The organism is Rhodanobacter fulvus Jip2, assembly GCF_000264315.1.
GTDB classification, from domain to species: Bacteria; Pseudomonadota; Gammaproteobacteria; order Xanthomonadales; family Rhodanobacteraceae; genus Rhodanobacter; species Rhodanobacter fulvus.
Window position 1 is genome coordinate 1 of the sequence record NZ_AJXU01000003.1, and the last position, 22638, is coordinate 22638.

Genomic DNA, 22638 nt, shown 5'->3' on the forward strand with positions numbered 1-22638 from the left:
CCCGAATCCCGAATCCCGCTGCAAAGGCGTCGCGCACAGGGTGCGCTCCTACAAAAACCGTCGCGTCAATGCGCGCCCACGGCCTCGCGCAGCTTGCGGCTGTACGCGCGAATACGCGCCGCATTGGCGCCCACGTCGCTGCCGCCCACGCGCGACTCGGAGCGCACATCCACGCGCGTACCACCGGCCTCTGGCCGCAGGCGGATCACCACGTCATCCTTGAAGCCGAACCAGAACGTGGTGGCGGTGGCCTCGATGCGTCCCTCGTCCGGCGCCTGCGCCGCGATCGTCCAGCCCATCGACTTCGCACTGTCCAGCGCTGCCTTGAAGACCGTTGCCGGCGGTGCGTCGAACTGCAGCGGCTGGATGTCCGGATACGCCGCGTGCTGTTTGGCCGCCACTTCCGCGCCGCCGTAGACGGCCGAATTGGGTGCGTCCGCGCGCTGGGCCAGCAGCGTCTGGAACGGCGGCGGGTTGGCCGTGTCGGTGGTGATGTCGTGGATCGCCGGTACCGAGCCGGCCTTGTGCTTGAACAGCATCGGCGGCACGAAGGCGATCACGCCCAGCACGATCGCGACCAGCGCCCGCACCAGGTAGCGCCGGGGCTGACCGAACAGCGTCAGCAGCAGCGCGACAACGCCGAACAGTGCCGCCAGCAGGCCCAGCCAGTAACCGAAGAACACGCTTGAGAAGGCGGCGCCCAGGCCGATCATTCCGGCCCGATAAAGCGGCCCGGCCAACATCGCCAACAGTGCGACGATGCCGGCCAGCAAGCCGAGCGAGGCGATGCGGCGAGTCCAGGGGAAGGGTGGTCGAGTATTCATGCGATGGCTCCAGACAGGTTGGCGTACGGGTTCTCGGGCGTGGCGTTCAATCAGACATCGTGGAAATCGGCACTTTCCATTTCCTTCCCCCGCAACGCGGGGGAAGGTGCCGAAGGCGGATGGGGGCGCTCTTGATCTCGTTTTGCGTGACGAAGAGCGCCCCCTCAGCCCTTCGGGCAGCTCCCCCCGCCAAGCGGGGGGAGCAATCTTTCGGGACCTCTCGGGGCGTCCATGCATTCCTCCAGCAGCCAGTCGAGAAGTTCGCGTTGTTCCGGCAGCGGCGCGGGCAGTGCCTTCAAATCGACGACGAGCGACGCCAGGTCGTCGCCGTCATCGACATCGTTGAGCAGCGGCAGCGGCGCGATGGCGCCGTCGCTCGACAAGGCATCGATCAACACGCTGGCGGTGTCGGCGCACGAGTAACGCGGCGCCAACCATGCGGCCTCCGCCACCGGCTGGCGCGTGCCGAACAGCCAGAATCCGCCATCGTGCGCCGGTGCCAGCACGAAGGGTGTGGCGGGATCGTCCAGCGCCCCGAGCGCCGCAGACAGCAGGTCGACGCGGATCTGTGGCGCATCGGCGCCGATCAGCAGCACGCGCCCGTGACGCTGTTGCAGCGACGCACAGACGTGGTGCAGCCGCGCGCCGAGCGTGCCTTCGCCCTGCCACAGCGTGGGCAGCGCGCTCCACATCGGGTCGTCGAGGGCCTCACGTTCGGCCACCGCCCAGCACGGTTGAATGCCGGGCATCGCGGCGCAGGCCACGGCGGCGACGGCCGCGGCGGCCAGGCGGTGGAAATGTTCGGCGCGTCGTTGCCCGATGCTCGCCGCCAGGCGGGTCTTCACCGGCGAGTGGCCGGGCGTCTTGACGAAGATGGCCAGTGCCGCGCTCATCGCCGTTCCCGCCGCAGGCGGCGCCATTGCGGCCACGCCTGGATCAGGGTCAGCCAGAGGTGTCGCGAGGTGGTTCGCCACCAGCCATGCAGCGCGTACTTGCGGGCGCTGGTTTGCAGGGCCGCGCCGACGCCGACGATGGGCAGGCCGGCGCGGCGCGCGGTCCATACCAGCAGGTGATCCTCGCCGTAGCGCACGTGTTCATCGAAGCCGCCCAGCGCGGTGAAACAATGCGCCGGCAACAACAGCCCCTGGTCGCCAAACGGCATCTTCAGCCAATGCGAACGCAGGTTGGCGCCGCAGGCGTTCAACGCCGCCAGCCGCGGGCCATCGCGGTCGAACGCGAGCTCGAAGAAACCCAACGCATCGTCACGGCGTTGCAGGAAGCGCCATAGCGAGGGCAGTGTTCCTGGCTGCAAACGCGAGTCGGCGTGCACGAACCACAACCAGCGCCCGCGTGCGGTGTGCGCGCCGGCGTTCTGTTGCCGCGCCCGACCGGGCGCGCTGTTGAGCTGGCGAAACAGCGGAGGCCCCGGCGGAGGCACCGGCGCCGGCAGCGGCGATGAAGCGTCGGCATGCACCAGGATCAGTTCGGCATCATCAGGCAGCACCGCGGCCAACTCGTCGACCAGACCGCGCCAGGCAGTTTCACCGGGCGCCAGCGGCACGATCACCGACAGGCGCAGCAAACCCGCGGCCGCCGTGTTCCGATCGATGTCGCTGGCCGCAGTGGCGTCCATCAGCAGCAGGCGCCGCCCGTGCCGGTGGCAGTGGGCGTGGCGGGCGCGCAGTCGAACAGCCCGAAGTGGCGCTGCTTGTCGCCGTCAATACGGAAGTGCCCCGCATACCGGCTGGCACCCAGCATGTCGGCGGTGTTGCCGCAGACGGGTAGCGGACGGCCGGTTTCGAAATGGTGGTGGTCATCGAGGTCGAACGCATGCGGCTGGTGCGGCAGCGTGCCGAGATAGGTGGCGACCTGGCCGTAATCCTCGCAGCGATCCTCCAGCGGCAGCTTGAACGCGCGCCAGGTGATCGATTCGAAACGGGCGAAACCAATGCGCTGCTCGACCGCGGGATCGGTCAGGTCGATCGGGCTGCGGGCGCACACGCGCGCGTCAGCCACGCCCAGCGCGCCCAGCAGGCGGCGGAAATCCTCCACGTACAGCGCGCCGGCCAGGCATTCGCCCAGCAACACCGGATCGCGCATCAGCTCCGCGGGCAGCCGGCGGTCGGCGAACACGTCGGAGAAATACAGCTCGCCGCCAGGCTTCAGCACACGCAGGATTTGCGCGAACGCGCGCGCCTTGTCGGGCACCAGGTTGAGCACGCAGTTGGAAACCACCACGTCGACCGAGTCGTCGGCGATGCCCAGCGCATCCAGGTCGGCCAGATCGCCGGCCAGCAGGGTGACATTGCTGCACGCGTGGCCGAACGCTGTGGCGTGGTAATCGCGATGGCGTTCGGCCACGGCCAGTTGCGCCGCCGTCATGTCCACGCCGATCACGTGGCCTTGCTCGCCGACCAGCCGCGACAACAGGTAGACGTCGCGACCAGTGCCGCAGCCCAGGTCCAGCACGGTGGCGCCGGCCAGCGCGGGCGGGATCGGCGAGCCACAGCCGTAGAAGCGCTCGGTGACTTCCGGGTGCAACAACGCGGCGGTTTCGCGCAGGTGCAGCGGCATGGCGCTGGTGCTGCAGCAGGCGGTGGTGCGCAGGTCGGTGCTGCTTTTCAGCGTCTCGCCGTAGTACTCGCGCACGTCGTCGCGGACGCGGGAATCGTCGCCGCAGCAGGTGTTGGTTTGGGTGTCTTCGGTCATGTTGATGCTTCGCTTCAGGTATTTGTTGTAGGAGCGCACCCTGTGCGCGAATGCTTTTGTCGCTGCGGGTCATTAAACGGGCGGGCGATGCCCGCCGTTCGCGCACAGGGTGCGCTCCTACGCGGCCAGGGCGCCGCCGCAGGAGCTGCCGGCGCCGGCGGTGCAGCCGTAGCAATGGCTGCCGAAGGCGATGCGTTCGTTTTCGATGTCGGTCAGCGCGTCGATGTCCCACAGCGTGCGTTCGCGGCCGCCCAGCGGCAGCTCCAGCGCCTGGTTGAAATCGCAGTCGTAGAGATGTCCGCGCCAATCCACCGACAACTGGTTGCGGCACATCACGCCCAGTGCCGCCTGCGGATTGAATGCATCCAGCAAGGTCTGCATGTAGCTGTCGTAGCGGCCCTCGCGCTGCAGCAGGTGCAGGAAGCGCTTGATCGGCATGTTGGTGATGGTGAACAGGTGGTTGAAATGGACGTCGAAATGTTCGGCCAGTTCGCGCTTGTAGTCCGCCTCCAGCGACGCCTGCGCGGGCGGCAGGCTGGCGCCGAGCGGGTTGTAGACCAGGTCGATTTCCAGGCCCGAACCCTCGCGGCCGTAGCCCAGCTGCGACAGCATGCGCAGCGCCCGGATGGACGGATCGAACACGTGCTGCCCGCGCTGCTTTTCCACATTCGCCTTGGTGTAGCAGGGTAGCGAGGCCACGATCTTGACGCCCTGGTCGGCCAGGAACTGCGCGGTGTCTTCCTGGCCTTCGCGGAACAGGATGGTGAGGTTGCAGCGGTCGATCACCGTCTTGCCCAGGGCGCGCGATTCGCGCACCAGCTGGCGGAAGCGCGGGTTCATCTCCGGCGCACCACCGGTCAGGTCCACCGTGTGGATCTGCGGCGCATCGGCCAGCAAGGCCAGGATGCGATCGACCGTGGCGGCCTGCATGATTTCCGTGCGCTTGGGGCCGGCCTCGACGTGGCAGTGGTGGCAGGCCAGGTCGCACAGCTTGCCCACGTTGACCTGCAGGATCTCCAGCGGCGTCCGCGGCAGGGCCACGCCGTGCGTGCGCAGCGTTTGCGCGAAGGACGGTCGCACGTCGATGGTGGTGTCATTCATCGGTGGACTCCGGTGCGGCGGCGGGCGCCGAAAAGGTGAGGTCGCCGAACCACGCGTTGACGTGGCCTTTGGTGTTGTCGGTGTCACTGGCGACGGCTACGCCGGTAATCTGCGGTGCCTGGCGGCCGAACGCGGCGCGGAAATCGGCGGCGACATCGCGATGTTCGTTCCGCCATTGGCCGGCAAGGGCATTGCCGCTTTGCAGGACGATGGTGCGTACGGCGCCGTAGTAGGCGTTCGGCGCGATGGTGCCGACCGGGTGTGTGTTGTCCCACACGTAGCACAGCGCGGCGCGCGGCAATTCGTGTCCCATGGCGATGCGGGCCACGCGCAGCTTGAGCCGTTCGCCGAAGGTCAGCGCACTGGTCGGAACGTCGAAGAACACGTAAACGCGCGCCGCGAAATCGTCGCCGTGCTTTTTTTCCAGGTTCGCGCCGGCCACGCTGTGGTCGACCTTCCAGCGCCAGCTCAACACCTGCTCCGGCGACAGCTTCAGCGCGTGGGCGATGCCGCCCGCGCTGCGGTTGGCGTCGATGTGCAGCACGGTGGTGTCGCCGTCGCGCACCAGCCGGATGTCGGCCTTGGCCTTGTGCCGCGACATCGGGTAGTTCTTCCATCCAACCGGCAACTGGCTTCCCGTGGTGCTGTCGGAGAAACGCAGCGACAGCGATCCATCGGCCGCCAGCGCCGGCGACGCGGCAAGGCCGAACATGATGCACAGGGTGAATCGGTTGTTCATCGGCGCCGCCAGCGAAACCATCGTTCCGCCCAGCGTAGCGCGCCCTGCGGCGCATGCGCCTTGCGCCAGGCGCCGGCGGCGTATTTGTTGGCCTCCGCCCAGGTCGGGTAGGCGTGCACGGTGCCCAGGATCTTGCCCAGGCCCAGGCCGTGGGTCATCGCCAGGGTGAACTCGGCCAGCAGCTCGCCCGCCTGCGCGCCCACGATGGTGGCGCCCAGGATGCGGTCCTTGCCCGGCACGGTGAGCACCTTGACGAAGCCGTGTGTGCCGTCCTCGGTGATGGCGCGGTCCAGATCGGCCAGCTCGTAGCGGGTGACTTCGTAGCGGATGTCCTGTTGCGTGGCCTCGCGTTCGTTGAGTCCCACGCGCGCCACTTCCGGATCCACGAACGTGGTGGCGGGGATCGCCTCGTAGTTGGCCTTGAAGCGCCACAGCCCGCCCAGCAAGGCGTTGACGGTGGCGTACCAGGCCTGGTGGGCGCCCACGTGGGTGAGCTGGTAGGGGCCGGCCACGTCGCCGCAGGCGTAGATGTTCGGGTACAGCGTCTGCAGGTGGCGGTCGGTGTCGATGGTTTTTGGCGCCGGGATGCCCAGTGCTTCCAGGCCGTAGCCCGCGACGCGCGGGCGACGCCCCACGGCCACCAGCAGCGCATCGAAGGCCAGGGTGACGGTTTCGCCGTTGTGCTCGCAGCGCAGGGATTTTCCCTGCGCATCGGACTCGACCGCCAGCGCCTTGTGCCGCGTGCGCACATCGACGCCATCCTCGCGCAAGCGTGCTTCCACGAACGCCGATACGTCGGCGTCCTCGCGCCCCAGCAGATGCTCGCCCAGCTCCACCTGGGTGACGCGCGAACCCAACCGCGCAAACGCCTGCGCCAGTTCGCAGCCCACCGGCCCACCGCCCATCACCACCAGCCGCGGCGGCAGCTCGCGCAGCGCCCACAAGGTGGTGGAGGTGAGGAAGCCGGAACCGGCCAGCCCCGGCAAGTCCGGTACCAGCGGCTCGGCGCCGGCGGCAATCACGATGGCGCGAGTGGTCAGGGTTTCGTCACCGATGCGCACTTCCCACGGCGACACGATGGTGGCGTGACCGTTGCGCACATCCACGCCCATGTCGCGGTACCGCTCCACCGAATCGTGCGGCGCCACGTCGCCGATCACCCGCTGCACACGACTCATTACCGCGGAGAAATCGACGGTGACCGCGCCGACGTCGACGCCGGCCGCGGCAGCATCGCGCGCCCGCGCGACCAGCCGCGCGCTGTGGATCAGCGCCTTCGACGGCACGCATCCCTCATTGAGGCAGTCGCCGCCCATCGCGCCTTTTTCCACCAGCGTGACCCGGGCCTTCACCGTGGCGGCGATGTACGCACTGACCAGCCCCGCCGCGCCCGCGCCGATCACCACCAGGTTGCGATCGAACCGCCGCGGCTTCTTCCAGCGCGCGTAGAGCTTGCGCCGCCGCACCAGCGCCACCAATGCGCGCGCGATCCAGGGAAAAATGCCCAGCAACACGAAGGAGCCGATCAGCAGCGGCGAAAAGATGCCCGACGCCGAATCCAGCTGTGCCAATTGCGTGCCCGCATTCACGTAGACAACGGTGCCAGCCAGCATGCCGACCTGGCTGACCCAGTAGAACGTGCGCGTCGGCAGCGCGGTCACGCCCATCAGCAGGTTGATCACGAAAAACGGAAGCGCGGGCACCAGCCGCAAGGTGAACAGGTAAAACGCGCCATCGCGCTTCAGGCCTTCATCGATGGTGGCCAGGCGTTTGCCGAAGCGGCGCTTCACCGCATCGCGAAACAGGAAACGACTGGCCAGGAACGCCAGCGTCGCGCCGATCGACGAGGCAAACGAGGCCAGCAGCGTGCCCTCCACCAGCCCGAACACCGCGCCGGCGGCAATCGTGGCCAGTGCCGCGCCGGGCAGGGATGCCGCCGCCATCACGATGTAGCCCACCAGAAAACCCGCCGCCAGCAACACGGGGTGCTCGGCGCGCCACGCCTGCAGCGACTGCTGCTGCTCCTTGAGCGCATGCAGGCTGAGGTAATGCGACAGGTCGAACGCGAAAAAGCAGACGATCGCGGCGACGATCAGCAGCGCGATGAACAGGCGGGGCAGCAGGCGGCGCCAAGTCATGGATGCCGCGCCGGCGTCGCCTTGAGGCGGACAGGCGATGGCATTCCGCTATCGCAAATCAAAGTCACGGGTTGTTTCGCCATCGGGTGTCGTCCTCGTGAGTAGTGTCGCGATCGGATACCTGCATCTACCGGCTTGGCAGTATTAGGACGAGCGTTCAGTAAGACGCAAAAGCCTCATCCCCGTCATTCCTGCGAAAGCAGGAATCCAGCGCCTTTCCAGCACCCTAATCCACTGGATCCCCGCTTGCGTGAGGATGACGAGCTCAAGTTCCGCTCGTCCCAAGTCCTTTCGCCCCGAAGCCCGGCAAAGTTACCTGAACCCGACCATCACTCCGTGACGACCACCCGGCACCCCGCCTCGCACCGCAAGCTCGTTTGCGCCCCTTCACCGCCTGCCACGATAATTGCCGGTCTGATCACCCAAAGGAACGACCATGCTCGACCCCACGCTGCTGCGAGCGCATCTCGCCGATACCGCCGAGCGGCTGGCGGCGACGCGCAGCTACGTGCTGGATACGGCGGCCGTCGAGCAGCTCGAAGCCGAGCGCAAGCGCCTCGCCATGGAAACCCAGGAACTGCAGAGCGTGCGCAACACCCGCTCCAAGGCGATCGGCCAGGCCAAGGCCAAGGGCGAGGACGTCGCCGCACTGATGGCCGAGGTCGCCGGCCTGGGCGACAAACTGAAGAGCAACGAGCAGGCGCTGGCCGACGTGCAGTCGAAGCTGGCGCAGATCGCGCTGGGCATCCCCAACATCCCGCATGAATCCGTGCCGATCGGCAAGGACGAGAAGGACAACGTCGAAGTCAGCCGCTGGGGTACGCCACCCGAATTCGCCTTCGACGTGAAAGACCACGTCGAACTGGGCGAGCGCCACGGCTGGCTCGATGGCGACGCCGGCGCCAAGCTCTCCGGCGCGCGCTTCACCGTGCTGCGCGGCCAGCTCGCGCACCTGCATCGCGCGCTTGGCCAGTTCATGCTCGACCTGCACACCGCCGAGCACGGCTACCTCGAATGCAACGTGCCGGTGATCGTCAACGCCGACAGCATGCAGGGCACCGGCCAGTTGCCGAAATTCGAGGAAGACCTGTTCGCCACCGAAGTGGGCGAAACGAAGCGCTACCTGATCCCCACCGCCGAAGTCTCGCTGACCAACCTGGTGCGCGACACCATCCAGGACGCCGACGCACTACCGCTGCGCATGACCGCGCACACGCTGTGCTTCCGCGCCGAAGCCGGCAGCTATGGCCGTGATACCCGCGGCATGATCCGCCAGCACCAGTTCGAGAAAGTCGAGATGGTGCACATCGCCCGCGCCGGCGAGTCCTACGCGCAACTGGAAGAAATGGTCGGCCACGCCGAGGCCGTGCTGCAAAAACTCGACTTGCCCTACCGCAAGCTGCTGCTGTGCACCGGCGACATGGGTTTCGGCGCCACCAAGACCTACGACCTCGAAGTGTGGCTGCCCAGCCAGCAGACCTACCGCGAAATCTCCAGCTGCTCCAACTGCGAGGACTTCCAGGCCCGCCGCCTGCAAGCCCGCGTGCGCAACACGGAAGGCGGCAAGCCCGAACTGGTGCATACGCTCAACGGCTCCGGCCTCGCCATCGGCCGCACCCTGATCGCGGTGATGGAAAACAACCAGAACGACGACGGCTCCATCACCATCCCCGAAGCACTGCGCCCGTACATGGCCGGCCTGGACCGCATCGCATGAACGCGCCCGCGCCAACGGGAAGCTGGAGCAGGGTGGAGTTCTACACCAGCTTCTTCCTGCTCGCCGTGCTGGCCACCGTGATCGGCATGCGCCTCGGCTTCGCCGACGTCTGGCACCTGCCCACCATCGACCTCGACCTCTCCGTCATCGCGCTACCGCTCGTCCTCGCCAGCTTCTGGCTCGCCCGCCACAGCCGCCGCTGGCGCCTGGCCATCGTCACCTTCGCCGCCGCGACCCAACTGGTGCCCATGGTCGTGCGCGAACCCATCTTGCTGGTACCGCTGCTGGGCGCGCTGGTTCCGGTGGCGATCCTGGTGGGCTGTTTGGTGGCGTTGTCGAAGAAGGGCAGCAGCAACCAACCGCCGAAAGGTTCCTGATAGGATTGCGACCCTGCACCTCCAGCCGTTCGTCCTGAGCGTAGGCCCGAAGGGCCGAAGTCGAAGGACAGCCTTCGACTCCGCTGCGCTACGCTCAGTGCGAACGGATGCTGAGTTCGAAAAGTTTGGAGAGATGGCCGAGCGGTTTAAGGCAGCAGTCTTGACGCGTAGGCAGGAAGCCGAAGCGGACGGCGGCGCAGCCGCCGGCCCCGAAGGGGTGAAGGGCAGGATGCCCGGAACAAAACTGCTGTAGTGGCGCGCAACGCGCGCCTTGCCGCAGACAAAGGTTTATGGAGAGATGGCCGAGTGGTTTAAGGCAGCAGTCTTGACGCGTAGGCAGGAAGCCGAAGCGGACAGCGGCGCAGCCGCTGGCCCCGAAGGGGGCGAAGGGCAGGATGCCCGTAGCAAAACTGCCGTAGTGGCGCGCGACGCGCGCCCCGCCGCAGACAAAGGTTTATGGAGAGATGGCCGAGCGGTTTAAGGCAGCAGTCTTGAAAACTGCCGTAGGTGTAAGCCTACCGTGGGTTCGAATCCCACTCTCTCCGCCAGAAACGCAAAGCGCCCCCGAGTGGGGCGTTTTGCGTTTCTGGCGGAGACGACTGGGTGAGAACCCACCGGGTTCGACAAATTCGCCGGGAGCGAATTTGGACAGCCGCAGGCTGGCCCCGTAGCGCGCAATGCAAAGGAGTAAGGCCCATGGACTAGCCGAACAATCCCATCGTCACGCTGCCGCGAGATTCGTAAGTGGCTCTGACCGCTCTGACCGGCTTAGCTGGCAGTCGGCAGTCGGTAGCCGGCTGTCCAGTGGCGAAAATGCTCACTAGAGAGGCGCGTCTGATCCATAGCTGACCGCGTGCGTCACGTGGCGCAACGGATTCCTATGTTTTGTTGCGAATTGCCAAAGGCGAAAGTGGTCTGGTTTGTGCATGAATCTTGATGTTGTCTCTATGGGTGAGATGGACGCGTGCATAATCGTGAGGCGTAGGAATGCACCTACAGCGCTGGAGTGTCATTGGAGTTGAAAGTCGTCGGGGGAACGAAGGGAAGCATTGAGCGTCGGGCGTGCCCGGAGGGCTGCGCATGAGTGCAGTTGCTGGTCCGTTAGCCATCGCACCGCTCAACAAGCTGCTGAAACTGGCCGCTGTTGCTGGTGTGGACACCGCTGTCAGGCTGCACATTGCCCGCGGTGACAACCTGAATGCCTGTGATGGGGCGGGCCTTACGCCTCTGATGCTGGCCGCGCGAAATAACCGCGCATCGACTTGTCGGGTGCTCCTGGACTCAGGGGCGACACTCGAACTGACCGATCCTTCCGGGCTTGATGCCCTGGATATCGCCAAAGCAGCGAATGCATTTGATGCTTTAGAGGTCATGGAAGCGTTTGTTCGGGAGCGAAACGCAGCGGATGCATTCGTAGACCAAGTCAGCGCAGAGCTGGACGTCGTGGATGCAGAAACCCCTTCAAAGGCCACCTTCATTGGCTCTTCACTGGATTTGCTCGAGGGGGAGTCCGGCGCTAGCTGGGAAGAGGAAGATGAAATCGTTGCGCCTGAGGGTGACGAGTCGCTGGCAAACGCCGCGATGGAGCTACATGTTGCCATTGCAAATCACAGGGCGTCGGATGAGCTGGTCGACTGGTCCGATGTTTCCGTCTACTTGCCGGAGAAGTCTGCGCGGCCTGCACGTCTGCTCGATCGCGGGAATCGATGGCCGTTGCAAAGCTTGATCCTGAAGGGCATTCGGGAAGGAAGTATTCCCGATCTGGACGTGCAGGCATTTTTTGAGGACGAGGAAGGTCACCGGGACGAGGAGAGCGAAGCACGGCTTCGATTGGCCCTCGGCGAAATCAACGTCTCAACGGATGAAAGGAAGGTGCTGCGTTCCGAGCCGCTTCAGAACGAGGCGAATGACAGTGAAGAGGAAGAGCTGGAGGATGTGATTGCGTTTTACGACGAAGTGACGTTGTCTGGCGACCGTTGTGCAAAGCTCTATCTCCGTGATGTGGCCTTGTTTGAGTTGTTGACGCGCGAGGGCGAAGTTGTCCTCGCGAAGCGGATCGAGGACGGGTTGGGTCAGGTGCAGGCATCCTTGGCCGGTTTTCCCCAGATTGTCGAATTCCTGCTGGAAGAATATGAGCAACACCTAAGTGGAAAACGCCGTTTAAGCGAGGTTCTTGCAGGTTTTTCTGACGTTGATCTGGCTATCAATGCTGCGGTATCCAAGGGTGATCAAGCCGCGCTCAGTGATGAAGCAGATGCTTTGACTGTTGCGGAAGAGGAAGCCTTGCTCGACGATGAGGCGAGTGCTGGCCTCGATCCCCATGAGGTTGTGCGTCGCATGGCCTCGCTGCGTGAGCGCTACGAGGCTTTCAAGACGGTGGCATCAACTTCGAATGATTTGGCCAGTGAGGAAGTCTCCAGGCTTCGGGGACGAATGGCCGAAGAGTTCCGCACACTGAAGCTGCCGACTGCATTGATTAGCACTCTGGTGCGAATGTTTGGGGAACTGGTGGCTGACATCCTGCGCCATATGTGCGCACTCACCGAGATCATCGTTACGCGCGCAGGAATGCCCAAAGCAGATTTCATCCGAGCATTTCCCGGGAATGAGAGCAACATTCTATGGTCAGGGCAGCTTTCGAGCATCGGACAGCCATGGGCTTCAAGCATCCTTGCTGTTCGCGATGCCATCGAGAGAGAACAGCAGGGTTTGGTCGCCATTGAGCGCAACCTTCTTTTGTCTATTGCAGACATTCGGGATCACCACCGTACGATCAGTGGCAGCTTCGCGCGTGCGAGTCGCGCAAAGAAGGAAATGATCGAAGCCAACCTGAGGCTGGTGTTGTCGATCGCAAAGCGTTACACCAACCGTGGCCTTCAGTTTCTGGAGCTGGTTCAGGAGGGCAACGTAGGCCTCATGAAGGCGGTCGACAAGTTTGAGCATCGTCGCGGCTACAAGTTTTCGACGTATGCCACCTGGTGGATTCGTCAGGCCATCACGCGCGCGATCGCCGATCAGGCACGCACCATTCGCATTCCTGTTCACATGATTGAAACGATCAACAAGCTGGGCGCCGTTTCGCGCCGGATGCAGCAACAGCTCGGTCGCCCAGCGACTCCTGCTGAGCTTGCACCCGAAATGGAGGTCGCCGAGGAAAGAATCCACAAAGTCCTGAAGATCGCGGCTGAACCGATTTCACTCGATACGCCCGAAAGCGAAGACGATCCTACGCCATGGGGTCTGTCTATCGAAGACAAGCAGACCTCTTCTCCGGTCGATCTCGTCGGAGAAAGTGGCCTCAAGCAGTCGGTGAATGCGGCGATTTCGGAGCTCACGGCCCGCGAAGCCGAAGTGCTGCGCATGCGCTTCGGGATCGACATGGACACCGATCACACGCTGGAAGAAGTGGGGAAAAAGTTCGATGTCACGCGTGAACGGATTCGCCAGATCGAGGCCAAGGCGCTGAGAAAACTTCGACATCCAGCACGATCTGGCGCCTTAAGAACTTTCATCGATTCCGAACCACGCAATCTGTCTGAACCGGCGGGGTCAGACGCATGAGCGAGACGACTGGGACTCGGAATCTTCCACCGCGCGCGGGCGTAATGATTGAAGCACTGCGTGGTCTCGGTTACTCGGTGGAAGCTGCGCTGGCGGATATTGTGGATAACAGCATTTCGGCGGAGGCGACCGAAGTGCGGATTGAGTTTTCCTGGGAGGGGACCGCCAGCCGCGTGGCGATCCTCGACAACGGATTCGGCATGACCGATGGCGAACTGGAACGCGCCATGCAGCTTGGTGCGAAGAGCCCGCTGGAAGTGCGAGATCCGCTGGATCTGGGGCGCTTCGGCATGGGTTTGAAGACTGCCTCGTTTTCCCACTGCCGCTCGCTGACCGTCGCGACGGTCAAAGATGGTGACACTGCCTGTCTGCGCTGGGATCTCGATGCCCTTGCAGCAAATCCTTCGGGCGGCTGGATGCTGTTTGAAGGTACTCAACCGGGATCTGAACCGTTTATCTCGCCGCTGGTAGCTCAACGCTCTGGCACGATGGTGCTGTGGGAAATGCTCGATCGGATCGTGACCGCGGGTTATACGTCCGCAGACTTTAGTGATCTGATTGATCGCGTCAGCGCCCATCTGGCCATGGTCTTTCATCGCCTGCTTGAAGGTCAGAGACCTCATTTACGGATTCTTCTAAACGGTCAGCCGGTGTTGCCGTGGGATCCGTTCATGGTGGGACATCCTGCAAAGCCGTGGGCATCCCCCATTGCGAAGACCACCACGAGCGCCGGCCCAGTCGAGGTCGAGTGCCACGTCTTGCCGCACAAGGATCGGCTTTCGCAACGCGAGTTTGACAGTGGCGCTGGCCCGAACGGCTGGACGGCCCAGCAGGGTTTTTACGTGTATCGGAATAAGCGGCTTCTCGTCGCTGGTGGATGGCTGGGGCTGGGGCAGGGGCGAAGGTGGAACCGTGAGGAGTCCCATCGACTGGCACGCATCCGGCTCGACATCACGAATGCAGCCGATGCCGAGTGGAAGATCGACATACGCAAGGCCACCGCCCGACCACCGGTGTCTCTCCGCCCCTGGTTGATGCGCCTTGCCGAGGATACTCGCGAGCGAGCGCGCCGCGTTTTCGCCTATCGGGGCGCGCCAGTCTCGCGGCCGGGGACGGCACCGCTTGAGCAGGCGTGGCGCGTGGAACGCACGAAGTCCGGGATGCGCTATCAAATCGATGAGCGTCATCCCGCAATCAGTGCGGTTCTGGACTTGTCTGTAGAGCACCGCCCGCTGGTGCAGGCGATGTTGCGCGTAATTGAAGAGACCGTCCCTGTCCAGCGGATCTGGCTCGATACGGCCGAGAGCAAGGAGACGCCGCAGACATTATTTACGGGCGAACCATCGGCTGCGGTCATGGGTTTTCTCAACACATTCTTCAAGGACATGGTCGGTCGCCGAGGCATGAGTATCGAGGCGGCCAAACGACAGCTGTTGGTCACCGAACCCTTTCAGAATTTTCCGGAGCTGATTGCTTCTCTTTCTATTGCTGACCCAGCATCAACAAATGCATAGGCCAAGGTTATTCATGTCCGATAACGAAAAAACCGTGACGTTGGTGCTGAATATTGCTCAGCCTGTGCTTCATGCCGAACGCGAGAAGCAGGCGATCACGCCAGCGCTGATCGCTGAAAAGGTCGATTTTGCGGTTGCTACGTTCGCCATCGACCTGTCGGCCAATGACCGCGACACCGTCATTTCTGAACTCATCCGTCGTTTCAGCCACTGGATTGGCAAGGATTCGGCGCTTCATGATTCCGAGGGACATATTCCCTGGCTGGTATCTGCCAGAAAACGAGACTGGCGATACTGGCAACGCTACGAGACCTTTTTGCAAAAACGACTTTCGGTGGATGTTGTAGCGGCACTGGACGAGTCGACCGATGGCATCCTCGGCCGGCTCGAAGATCCGACGCGCGAGGGTGCATGGGATCGTCGCGGTCTGGTGGTCGGTCATGTTCAGTCAGGGAAGACCGGCAACTATTCGGGTCTGGTCTGTAAGGCTGCCGACGCGGGCTACAAGATCATCATCGTACTCGCTGGCCTGCACAACAACCTTCGATCACAGACGCAGATCCGTCTGGAAGAAAGCTTCCTGGGCTACGAAACGTCTGAAAACCGCGATCCCGGCAAGCCGCTGGGTGTTGCCGAAATCGATAGCGATCCAAAGATTCACCCGCATTGCGCAACAACGCGCGCTGACAACGGAGACTTCAACGCCGGTGTTGCAAAGCATTTTTCGATTTCTCCCGAAGAACGGCCTTGGCTGTTCGTCGTCAAGAAACAGAAGACGGTATTGACCCAGCTTCTCAAGTGGATTCGCGGGCACGTTGCGGATGGCACCGATACGAAGACGGGGCGTCGGATCGTGACAAACCTTCCGCTGCTTGTGATCGACGATGAAGCGGACAACGCATCCGTCGACACTGGCGAGCAGTGGTTCAACGCTGATGGAACTCCTGACGAAGAACACCATCCGAAGACAATCAACAGCCTTATTCGTCAGGTTCTCCACGCATTCGAGAAGTCTGCTTACGTTGGATACACCGCGACGCCCTTCGCCAACATTTTTATTCATCGGCGAGGCGCCACGATCGAGGAAGGCCCGGATCTGTTTCCTCAGGCGTTCATCATCAATCTGGCTGCGCCTTCCAACTATGTGGGGCCGACGCGAATGTTCGGTTTGCGCACGCCGGAAGGGCGCCAGGGTGGGTTACCGCTGGCGCGCTACATTACCGATCACGTGCTTAGGGATCAACCTGGTGGCTGGATGCCCGCCAAGCACAAAAAGGATCATGTGCCGGTGCATGATGGCAAGGCGGCCTTGCCACCTTCCCTCGTGGAAGCACTCCATTCGTTCGTGCTGGCTTGTGCTGCACGCGTTTGTCGAGGACAGGGTTCAGAGCACGCGTCCATGCTGGTTCACGTTACGCGTTTCACAAACGTCCAGAAGGAAGTTCACGATCAGGTTGCCCACGCGATGAATCGCATGCGGCAGCAGGTTACCCAGCGGGTCGACCATGAAGGGTTGGTGGATAGCCTTCGTAAGCTCTGGGACACTGATTTCATTCCAACCAGTGAAACGGTGACTGCCGCACTCTCTGATAGCGGTGAGGTCCTGATGATGCCGTCTTGGGCCGACATCATGCTCGCGCTTCCCGACACGATCCGGGACATCACGGTAAGAATCGTCAACGGCACGGCCAAGGATGCACTCGACTACGCCGAGCACGATCAGATCGGCCTGAAGGTGATTGCCATTGGTGGCGACAAGCTTGCGCGAGGCCTGACGCTGGAAGGCCTTTGCACCAGCTACTTTGTCCGCACCACCAAAATGTATGACACGCTCATGCAGATGGGGCGATGGTTCGGCTATCGACCTGGCTATGTGGATCTATGTCGTCTCTACACTTCGGAAGACCTCGTTGAGTGGTTCGGACACATTGCGGATGCGTCGGAGGAGCTGCGAGAAGAGTTCGAAGCCATGGCCGAACGCAATGCCACACCAGAAAACTACGGACTTCGCGTGCAGTCGCATCCGGTGCTTCTCGTGACGTCGCCGCTGAAGATGCGCACCGCCAAAAATCTCCAGCTCTCCTTCAGTGGCGAGCTTCTGGAAACAGTGTCGCTTTTCAAAGATCGCCGGTTGCTGGAACGCAACCTGGGGACTACGAACAAGCTCATGGTCGCCATGGGCAAGCCGAGTGAGAGCAGCCCGATGCGCCTAAGGGGAGGCGTTCAGCAAAACTGGAGCGGCAGCCATCTCTGGAATGCAGTGAGTCCTGACGCTATTGCTGATTTCTTCGAGGCGTATGCCACGCATCCCAACGCGCGCAAGGTCAACAGCAAGTTGCTGGCGGAGTTCGTCTGCAACATGGCGCGGTCCAATGAGCTCACCTCCTGGACTGTGGTGCTGATGGGAGGTGGACGCACCGAGAACAGCCATACGTTCGAAACTGGGTTGACCGTCGATATGCTCAAACGTGTTGATGAATCATCGGGTAGTGACCGCTATTCCATCGGTCGTTTACTGTCACCGCGTGACGAAGCAATCGACCTGGACGAGAAAGCCTGGGACGCGGCACTGGCAATGACCATTCGGGCCTGGGAGACCAAGCAAAAGAGCACACAACCCAAAGCCCCCGAGGTTCCGAACGGCCCTGCTATTCGGCGTGTCCGGGGTAAGGGCGCTGAAGGCGTTGCCCCGGCTCCCGAGCGAGGACTGTTGCTCCTTTATCCGCTGGATCCACGGTCTGCCAACGACGCAGCATCGGCCGCAGGGAAGGGATTCGGCGATTACACCGACCCTGTAATTGCATTCGGCGTCAGCTTTCCCGCCAGTGACAACGGGGTCAAGGTGGAATATGCGGTCGATCACCTCACATGGGAGCAGGAATATGGCTCGGGCGAGTAGTGAGTTCGAGCTTGCATGGGGCTCTCTGGGCAACTCGGAGGATGCGAGCGGCTGGCGCACGATCGCAGTAACACCGTCGGGTTCATGCAAATTAGCTGCAGGACGCCGCTTTCCTGGCAAGGAGGAGGCGCTGCTCGTCGGCTTTTCCAACGTCAGCATACCTGCGGCTGAAAAACTGCCGGATGGTGGTGGCTTCAACGTGGAGCGTGTCGACCCGTTTGGCGATGGCGCAACCTGGCTGGCACTTTCCCGCAAATCTTCCGGCAACGCTGATCTGTTCCTGACGATGGTCTGTGATGTTGCAGGAGCGCTCGACGAAGAAATGGCTTCGTCTGGTCCGCTGCAGGTGAGGCGCTTCCTTGGGCGGGTGCGCGCGTGGCAGGAATTCATGCGCAAGGGAACTCAGTCGCTGAGTCCGGAGGCAGAAATGGGGCTCTTCGGTGAGCTGACAGTTTTGACAGCATTGATTGCATGCGGCCTTGCACCGGCGAGCTGTATCGAGGCCTGGGTAGGTCCGCTGGATGCGGTGCAGGACTTTGAACTTGGAACAGGGGCGCTGGAGGTGAAGACGACCCTGTCTGCTTCTGGCTTTCCAGCAAAGATTGGATCCCTCGAACAACTCGATGATGCGATTCGACAGCCATTGTTTCTTGTCGGCGTGCGTTTGCGTCAAACCGCGGAAGGTCAGTCCCTGCCTGCAGCTGTGGCCGCGTTGCGCATCGCGATCCATGGCGACGCCGAGGCCGAACGTCGCCTGTGTGATCGGCTGATTGCCGTTGGCTTTTTTGACACTCATGCGGATCGTTATCCGCGACAGTTTGCTTTTACAGGGATGCGAACTATGCGGATTGATGAAGGATTTCCAAGGTTGACCAAAGGTGGCGTTCCCGTTGGCATCGTGCGGGCAGCGTATGAAATTGATCTCGATAAAGTTAAAGGCGAAGTCGTGCCCCTTGATCAGGCACTGACTTTGCTGGGAGTGCTCTGAGGGTGGATCTTCAAGAATTTCTGAGCGAAACACAGGCTGACGTTCGCGCTCGCATGCTGGATGGCTCACCGTTCGCCGAGCTCGCATTCTCCGAAATTGTCATGCAGCACATGGCCGATATCGGAATGACTTTTGAGCCGAACGGATGCCCCTATCGGGGCAAGATCGGGAATGCGAACTTCCGACTGAGTGGCTATTCGATTTCGGATGATTGCGATCAGCTGGACCTGTTCGTCAGCCTCTACGATGGCGTCGACACACTTTCGCCCGTCGCGGACGCGGAGACTAAAACGGTCGCCGATCAATGCCTGCGTTTTCTTTTGTTGTGCGCTGAAGGAAAGATGGCGTCCAAGCTTGACCCAACTATTGAAGCGCGCTCGCTGGCCGAGACCATCCAGTCCATCTACAACGGTCTCGATCAGGTTCGGGTATTTGTCCTGACAGACAAGGTTGCCAAGACCAAGAATTTCAAGCCCCGGCAGATCGGCAAGAAAAGCGTCCACCTTGAAGTGATGGACATCGAGCGTCTGTATCGGCACATGTCGGAAGGCAAGCCGCGCGATGAGCTCGTTGTGGACTTCACCCAGATCTCCGGCTCCGCATTGCCATGTGTTTTTGTGCCAGGTCAGGCCGACTACGACTATGCGCTGGCAGCGATTCCAGGTGAAGCGCTTCGCTATCTTTATGAGCGATATGGCGCCCGCCTGCTGGAGGCGAATGTGCGTTCGTTTCTTAGCGTCAGGGGCAAGGGCGTCAATGCAGGTATCCAGAAAACGCTTCGCGAAGCGCCTGATCGGTTCATGGCCTACAACAACGGCATCGTTCTGGTCGCGGACGAAGCGCGGTTGTCGAATGCTCTGGACGGGTCACCTGGTATTGCCTGGTTGAAAGGCATGCAGATCGTCAATGGCGGCCAGACAACGGCATCCCTCTACTTTGCGAAAAAGAAGTATCCGGATACGGATCTTGCGCAGGTGAGGGTGCCGGCCAAAATCATCATCATGAAGATTCAGGATGCCGCCAAGGAGGAAGCCCTGGTCTCCGACATTTCGCGTTTTGCGAATAGTCAAAATGCGGTGCGCCAGTCGGATCTCTCGGCGAACAAGCCGTTCCATGTGGATATCGAGCGGCTATCGCTGACGGTGTATTGCCCTGATGGCGTCGGGCGATGGTTCTATGAACGGGCCGCGGGAAGCTACACGACGATGCTTGCTCGTGAGGGAACCACGCCCGCCAGGTTGCGAGCGCTGAAGAACACGGTTCCACCGGCGCGCAAGCTGACCAAGACCGATCTCGCCAAGTATGTGCTCGCGTGGGATGGCAGGCCCGACGTGGTCAGTCTGGGTGCGCAAAAGTGCTTTGATCGTTTTATGTCTTCGATGCCCTCCCCGGAGGAAGGTGGGGTGGCTCCGGTCCTTGATAGCACTGCCTATAAAGCCATGGTGGCCAAAGCCATTCTCTACAAGGCGGTGCAGAAGTTGGTTCGGCCGATGTTCCAGGCGTTTCAGGGAAATGTCGCTTCCTACACGGTGGCGCTGGTATCAAAGCTCGTGGGTGAGCAGTTCAAGCTTGAACGTGTCTGGATCCGGCAAGGTCTTTCTCCCGAACTGCTGGCCCAGATTGCCATATGGGCCAAAGAGGTTCATGAAGAACTGCAGCGCACGGCTTCTGGTCGCATGATTTCGGAATGGTCGAAAAAATCGGATTGCAGCGAAGCTGTATTGAAAGCCCCGTATTCGAAGGTGATGGAAGGAATCCCCGAACTGGCTTAAGGCAATGTCGTGGATGTGGTCGATTCATTAACGCGAAGTCGCATGATGTCCGGGATCCGGGGCAAGCACACGCGCCCCGAAATCCTGGTGCGAAAGGCATTGTTTGCAGCAGGTCTGCGGTTCCGTCTTCATCGCCGTGACCTGCCTGGTGCTCCTGACATTGTGATGGTCGGCCGGAAGGTCGCGATCTTCGTTCACGGCTGTTTCTGGCATCAGCACGCGGCCTGCAGATTCGCTAAGTTGCCAGCCACCCGCCCCGAATTTTGGGCCAGCAAGTTGTCCGGGAACGTCAGCAGGGATCAGCACGCAATCGAGACGCTGTTGGCCGATGGCTGGCGAGTGCTGACGGTATGGGAATGTGCGACGCGCGACCCGGCCGCGTTTGCGTCACTTCAGGACACGATGGTTTCGTGGATCGCGGCTTCAGAAGCCCGCGGCGAAATCAGAGGGTTTTTGACCCATCCAGAAAACTGAGAACCACTTCGGCGATTTGCCGGGCCAGCCAGGGTGGCACAGCGTTGCCCACCTGTGTGTATTGCTCCGTGCGATTCCCTTCAAAAAAGTAATTGTCAGGGAACGTCTGCAGCCTGGCGGCTTCGCGAACAGTCAGGCTCCGGGCCTGAGAAGGATCTGGGTGAATGTAATAGTGACCGTCTTTGGCAATGTGTGCCACGACGGTTGTTGAGGGAAGATTTGCGCGCTGGACACGGAATCGGTCGGAAAATGGGATGTTCTCTGCATCCACATTGGCATGATCCGGTAGAAGACGAGGCGGGAACAACGAAAGATCGGGTGAGATGCCAATCAGATTTGCATAGCAAGCAGCGAACACATACCGGTGGAGGTCGGAGGGCATGTGCGAGCGTGCCTCATGCTGTAACACGCCACCTAACTTCGGGTCATGGAACCATGAGCGAAGCGCCTTGGGCATCGAGCTGTCGATGGTCACCTGTCGGCGAGCAAACTTTCCGCCATAGCTAGTATGTGCCTGCGCGTTGTGAAACGCGCGGCTCATGGCCTCTTCGATTTCGGTTCGATGCAAGCTCCGCCAGCCTTTCAGTCCCGTCTGCGCAGTTTCGACCACATCGAGCCATCCTTCATGCGAATCCATGCCCCTGGATAGCCGGCTGCGGAGTGGTGGAAGCCCGGACAGTGCCTGAGATACCCCTACGCGTTCCTTGGTGGGGCTGAGCGCATAACGCTTGGGAGTGGGGCTCGCCTCGGCTGCGCGTGCGGCTACATCTGCACGGATCCCAAACAGGATCACCCTGTGGCGGCTCTGAGGGACGCCGTAGCGCTCGGAGTGAATCACGAAGTCGCCAGGATCCAGCTGATCCCCCTCACCGTCAACGACAAAGGAGCGAATGCGGTATTCGAGACCTTTGCCGGGTGATGAAAGGTCGGCAAGGATCCGTTGAAAAATTGATGTGCCTTTGTGAGTTGACGTCAGAATCCCCTTGACGTTTTCCATCACGAATACCGAGGGCGAAAATTCCCGAATGACTCGTAGGTATTCCTTGTAGAGGAAGTGTTTCTCGTCGTTCTCGAACTTTTCCAGGTCTTCCTTGGTGCTGGTGCGTCGCGATCGACCGGCCAGGGAATAGGCCTGGCAGGGCGGTCCGCCGATCAAGGCCCATTCGTTGGCCCCATCCAGCGCAGTGGTGATCCAGGCATCGACGTCTGCCACCGGAGTCTTGCCGAGCTCAGCATGTTTCGCTTCTGAGGCGGCGTAACGAGCTTCGTCAGGAACGGAAGGGTGCGCGAATAGCGCGCTGCGGGAAATGTCCCCGCGCAGATAGTCGTAATAGCAGTCCGGAACGTGGTCCTTGTTGAACGCACGAAACAGGGCGCGCAGTGACAAGGTGCGGTGGGCCACCTCATCTTTTTCGATGGAAACACCAAGCTTGAACCTTCGATTCCCCGTGTCATCAACGAGCGACGAAAAGCCTTCGCCCAGCCCGCCAGGGCCCGCGAACAAATCGATCACCGGAAAGGGAGTTTTGATCACCATCAAGGATGACGATTTTAACCGTTTCCTGCGAGCTAAGTCCCGTTAATTTGGCTAGAGTTGGCACGTCTCGGCTGCGACGCTAAGCCCCTCGTTTTTATTCCCTCAACGTACCTCGTTCGGGGCGGTGTCACTTCGCTGTCTGTTGATGCAAGGGACAGGCAGGCCCTGCGCGCATTCAGGATTTGAATGGTTTCCACCAGTCGCGCAGCTGCTATGGGAGATGTCCCAACGCGGTAACGCTGTTGCGGCCATCAGGGCGAATTTCGCCCCCTCTCCCCGCCGGAAAGC

General features: G+C 61.8%; 16 protein-coding genes and 1 tRNA gene. 9 read left to right on the forward strand and 8 right to left on the reverse strand.

The features are described from left to right. Nucleotides 1–65 precede the first annotated feature (65 nt). The 7 genes from UU9_RS00515 to UU9_RS00545 all read right to left on the reverse strand — a co-directional run bounded on the left by UU9_RS00515 (nt 66) and on the right by UU9_RS00545 (nt 7511). Nucleotides 66–824, reverse strand: coding sequence for a DUF1499 domain-containing protein (locus UU9_RS00515; protein ID WP_040669838.1), 759 nt, complete (start codon nt 822–824; stop codon nt 66–68). Nucleotides 825–988: 164 nt separating this feature from the next. After that, complete coding sequence (locus tag UU9_RS00520; protein ID WP_007079745.1) at nt 989–1717, reverse strand: TIGR04282 family arsenosugar biosynthesis glycosyltransferase; 729 nt, start codon at nt 1715–1717, stop codon at nt 989–991. Continuing rightward, the gene (locus tag UU9_RS00525) at nt 1714–2457 is read right to left on the reverse strand and encodes a glycosyltransferase (protein WP_007079746.1); all 744 of its coding nucleotides are present in this window, start codon (nt 2455–2457) and stop codon (nt 1714–1716) included. Before UU9_RS00525 ends, UU9_RS00520 begins: the two co-directional genes overlap by 4 nt. Next, entirely contained in the window at nt 2457–3533 is a 1077-nt protein-coding gene (locus tag UU9_RS00530) for a methyltransferase domain-containing protein (protein WP_050982347.1), read from the reverse strand. Before UU9_RS00530 ends, UU9_RS00525 begins: the two co-directional genes overlap by 1 nt. Nucleotides 3534–3650: 117 nt before the next feature. After that, nucleotides 3651–4634 carry an arsenosugar biosynthesis radical SAM (seleno)protein ArsS gene (gene arsS, locus UU9_RS00535; protein ID WP_007079748.1) on the reverse strand — a complete coding sequence of 328 codons (984 nt, stop codon included), beginning with the start codon at nt 4632–4634 and terminating at the stop codon, nt 3651–3653. After that, complete coding sequence (locus UU9_RS00540) at nt 4627–5373, reverse strand: DUF3047 domain-containing protein (protein ID WP_156804139.1); 747 nt, start codon at nt 5371–5373, stop codon at nt 4627–4629. Before UU9_RS00540 ends, arsS begins: the two co-directional genes overlap by 8 nt. Then, a complete protein-coding gene (locus UU9_RS00545) occupies nt 5370–7511 on the reverse strand; it encodes an FAD-dependent oxidoreductase (protein ID WP_007079750.1) in 2142 nt (713 codons plus the stop codon). The genes UU9_RS00540 and UU9_RS00545 overlap by 4 nt, the downstream gene beginning before the upstream one ends. A gap of 436 nt (nt 7512–7947) precedes the next feature. On the opposite strand from UU9_RS00545, the gene serS reads away from it, so the two are divergent. From serS to UU9_RS00590, 9 genes are all read left to right on the forward strand, one after another. Further along, nucleotides 7948–9228 carry a serine--tRNA ligase gene (serS, locus tag UU9_RS00550; protein ID WP_007079751.1) on the forward strand — a complete coding sequence of 427 codons (1281 nt, stop codon included), beginning with the start codon at nt 7948–7950 and terminating at the stop codon, nt 9226–9228. Then, the gene (locus tag UU9_RS00555) at nt 9225–9605 is read left to right on the forward strand and encodes a hypothetical protein (protein ID WP_040669840.1); all 381 of its coding nucleotides are present in this window, start codon (nt 9225–9227) and stop codon (nt 9603–9605) included. The genes serS and UU9_RS00555 overlap by 4 nt, the downstream gene beginning before the upstream one ends. A gap of 458 nt (nt 9606–10063) precedes the next feature. Then, nucleotides 10064–10153 (forward strand) — tRNA-Ser (locus UU9_RS00560). A 532-nt stretch (nt 10154–10685) separates the two neighbouring features. Beyond that, nucleotides 10686–13166, forward strand: coding sequence for an RNA polymerase sigma factor RpoD (gene rpoD, locus UU9_RS00565; protein ID WP_007079753.1), 2481 nt, complete (start codon nt 10686–10688; stop codon nt 13164–13166). Nucleotides 13167–13210: 44 nt separating this feature from the next. Continuing rightward, nucleotides 13211–14680, forward strand: coding sequence for an ATP-binding protein (locus UU9_RS00570; RefSeq protein ID WP_007079754.1), 1470 nt, complete (start codon nt 13211–13213; stop codon nt 14678–14680). A 13-nt stretch (nt 14681–14693) separates the two neighbouring features. Beyond that, nucleotides 14694–17579: a Z1 domain-containing protein gene (locus tag UU9_RS00575; RefSeq protein ID WP_040669856.1), complete on the forward strand. Its 2886-nt coding sequence runs from the start codon at nt 14694–14696 to the stop codon at nt 17577–17579. Then, on the forward strand, nt 17563–18567 hold the full coding sequence (locus UU9_RS00580) for a PD-(D/E)XK motif protein (protein ID WP_007079756.1): 1005 nt from the start codon (nt 17563–17565) through the stop codon (nt 18565–18567). Before UU9_RS00575 ends, UU9_RS00580 begins: the two co-directional genes overlap by 17 nt. 2 nt (nt 18568–18569) lie before the next feature. Then, nucleotides 18570–20339 (forward strand): AIPR family protein, encoded by a 1770-nt coding sequence (locus UU9_RS00585; RefSeq protein ID WP_007079757.1) that lies wholly within the window; start codon nt 18570–18572, stop codon nt 20337–20339. Between the two features lie 9 nt (nt 20340–20348). Further along, entirely contained in the window at nt 20349–20813 is a 465-nt protein-coding gene (locus UU9_RS00590; protein ID WP_007079758.1) for a very short patch repair endonuclease, read from the forward strand. Here the strand turns inward: UU9_RS00590 and UU9_RS00595 are convergent. Continuing rightward, nucleotides 20782–22350, reverse strand: a complete 1569-nt coding sequence (locus UU9_RS00595; protein WP_007079759.1) for a DNA cytosine methyltransferase — start codon at nt 22348–22350, stop codon at nt 20782–20784. The genes UU9_RS00590 and UU9_RS00595 overlap by 32 nt on opposite strands. Between the last annotated feature and the right edge of the window lie 288 nt (nt 22351–22638).